Raw genomic sequence first — 2857 nt, 5'->3', positions numbered from 1 at the left:
GCGGAAGACGTCGGCGGGGACTTCCAGGCCAGCCATTCTGGCACTTTGCAAAGCCATGACGATCCAACCCGTCACGGAGACGTCACTATCCGCGTTAGGACTGTACCGCCAGCCGCCTTCCGAGCTTTGGGCACGGATGAGGTAATCGACCGCGCGAAGCGCCGGCTCCCGAAATCGGTCATCGCGCGTCATCCCGTAAATTTCACAGAGGGCAATTGTGCACTGGCCCTGGGTATAAAAGCGGTGGTTGAACGCTCCTTCGTGGAAGAAGTTTCCGTCGGCGTCCTGTTGTTGAAGGAGCCAATCCCAGCCTCGGGCGACATTTTCGCGGAACTTGCCTCGTTTATGTGTGACGCCGGCCCCCTGAAACGCGAGGAGGGCCATTGCCGTGGCGGCTTCCGGATTCTCGTCCTGAGCTCCATTGGTATAAGGCCCCACCAGGCTCCACGAACCGTCCTTCCTCTGCTGTCGTGCGAGCCAGGCCAGCCCAAGGGCCACGGCCGCTTCGGTCGTCGCCGTGCCGCCATACGCCGCTAACAGCGCTTCTTTCGCACCCTCATCTCGTCCCTTCAGGGCATAACCGATGACGGTCGCTTGCAGATCGCTTGTGGAGGTCACACCTTCCGGGATTATTTCGGCCGGAGGCGGCGCCGCGAAGGGGTTTTCCACGCGATTGAGATCGGGCGGAGTGAGCAGTGGCTCCTCCACTTTTTCCGGATCGTTCCCGGCAAACGGGGAATCGAATTCGAGCTGATCGCCGAGTTTCTCCGCGTAAATCTCTGCGGTGAGATCCACTTCCCGGTGAAAAAATTGCGGAATAACAATCAGCGCCAAGATAATCAAAAGAATCATGTGAACAATCGCGCTGATGAGCCAGGGCTGGGCGTAGTACACCAGAGTGTCGCCCAGATCCTCCGTTTGGTCATCCTCTTGGTCCGGCGGGTGAGTGCCTCCTCTCGGCACGGCTGGACGCCCCGGAGCAGCCTGGGGAAAGGCGGGGTGAGCGGGAGCTCTGGTCTGGGGCGTAACCACGCCCGAGTGGGCTCCTGCGACGCCCGGTGGGGCCACCGGAATCGGCACAGGTCGGGCAGGAGATCCGGCGCCGGAGTTGACGCTTGGAGCGGTTGGTGCAGCCCCCGGGAAAGGTTGCGGGACAATACGGGGAGCCTGGTCGGGAAAACCTGACGGCGGGACCGGAGAGTTCCGAGACTGGTCCTGACCTTCAGGTCCACCTGATGACTGCGGATTCTGGAATGGTTGGGGAGCAGACGGCGTCATTATGCTGAAATCCCCAGATTCGCTGGCTCCCAATCACGCATGATGCTACTCGTCGAAGACGATTTTAACCATTCCGAAAAGACAATTTTCCTGTTGTTATCATCGGTTCCAGCCGTGGTCGACTGCCATCCGTTGCCCGCAAACCTCTGCGGTCTAGTGTAGCACCCCACGGAAATCCTGACAATTCAACTCTGCATGGCGTCCGGCAGTATTTTCTGACGCATCACCGGAACAGAGCTCCCGCGTATCCGACCACGCGATCCTGACGTCCCGACACCTCGCCACTTGTCGTGTAGCCGACGAGCTCGCACTCATTGAGACGACCCATCTGACGGAGAGTTTCCAGGACAAACACTGCGGGAACAATGCCGCACATACTGATGCGATTTTCCCGGACGGTTTTCCACAGTCGAAGAGGGTCACGCGCCTCGAGGGCATCGAGGGCCATCCGGTCGAGCCGCCGCGTTGTCTGCTCGTCGGCGTAGTGATTCATATCGGAGGAAATCACCAGCAGCGGAATTGGATCCAATGTGGCAAGGAAGGCCGCGAACTCGGCAGCCGCTTTTTGAAGGACGTCATAGTCGCCTCCATGCATGACCACGCCCACCACTCGGCTTGCGGAGGCCACCCGGGCCACAATGGGCAACTGCACTTCGATGCAATGTTCCATGGCATGGGCAGCGGCATCCAGTTCCATGAAGGGAACGGCCTTCACCAACGCCTCCGCCAATTCCGGGTCAGCATGAAGACTGAGTCCCGGTAACGCCCATGTGCGATGGGGAGTCACAGCCCAATCGCATCCAATCACGTGATGCTTGGGACCAAAAATGATCACCTGGCGGGGTACTTGCAGCCGTGCCCAAACTTCTGCCGCAAGTTTTCCGGAGTATCGCCAGCCGGCATGGGGAACTAAAGCGGCGGCCCATTCTTCGCGCTGCACATTCTGCGGAAGCATCTCATTGAGAAACTCGTCCACACCGTTGGCGGTACCGGGATAAAACTGACCGGCCACGGCAGCGGGGCGAACTGATGGACCAACAACGGGGCGGCTCACATTGGATGCCTCCACCGAGTCTTCCGTGGAGAGCGCCGTCAAGCGATACACCTGGGCGTGAGAAGGCCGCGACGATTTGAGCCGTTTCATGACGGCTTCAAACAGCTCGGCAGTATTTTGAGAGGGGTCATATCGCGCAGCCCAGCGATCATCCTGAACGAGGCACAGCGCATGAAAACGCGGATCGACTCCGTCCAGAGCACAGTCCACGGCCGTTCCGATATGGTGCGGCTCCACGAAGACTGTCAAACCGGTCCGCAGAGAACCGACGAATCGGGGATCGAGTTGCTGGCCTCGAAACCCGGCCACGATCGTTTGCAGAAGATCCATGAGCGTCGCCTGGAGGGGGAGTTCGCCGCGCGGGAAGACCCTGCTGGCTTCCATCACCCGCTCCGGTGCCGCTCCGTCGTTGACCTGTTTGATAGTGAGCACCACTCCTTGAACCGGGCCATCGAAGGCGGCGGAAGTGTAATAGTTGGGCGTTGCCCCTTGGAACATCGCCAGAAGATTGTGATGTGCCAATGC

At 59.7% G+C, this 2857-nt stretch carries 2 protein-coding genes; both read right to left on the bottom strand.

The genetic code is table 11. The features are described from left to right. On the bottom strand, positions 1 to 963 hold a 963-nt coding region (locus tag H5U08_RS14725), incomplete at its 3' end, for a prenyltransferase/squalene oxidase repeat-containing protein (protein WP_297034665.1). 538 nt (positions 964 to 1501) lie between these two features. Then, positions 1502 to 2857, bottom strand: a 1356-nt coding sequence (gene amrB / locus H5U08_RS14720) for an AmmeMemoRadiSam system protein B (protein ID WP_297034662.1), incomplete at its 5' end; no start/stop codon positions are given.

Source organism: Thermogutta sp. (assembly GCF_014359955.1).
Classification (GTDB): domain Bacteria; phylum Planctomycetota; class Planctomycetia; order Pirellulales; family Thermoguttaceae; genus Thermogutta.
Note: the sequence above shows the minus strand (reverse complement) of the source record. Positions and strands in the feature narration are given on the sequence as shown.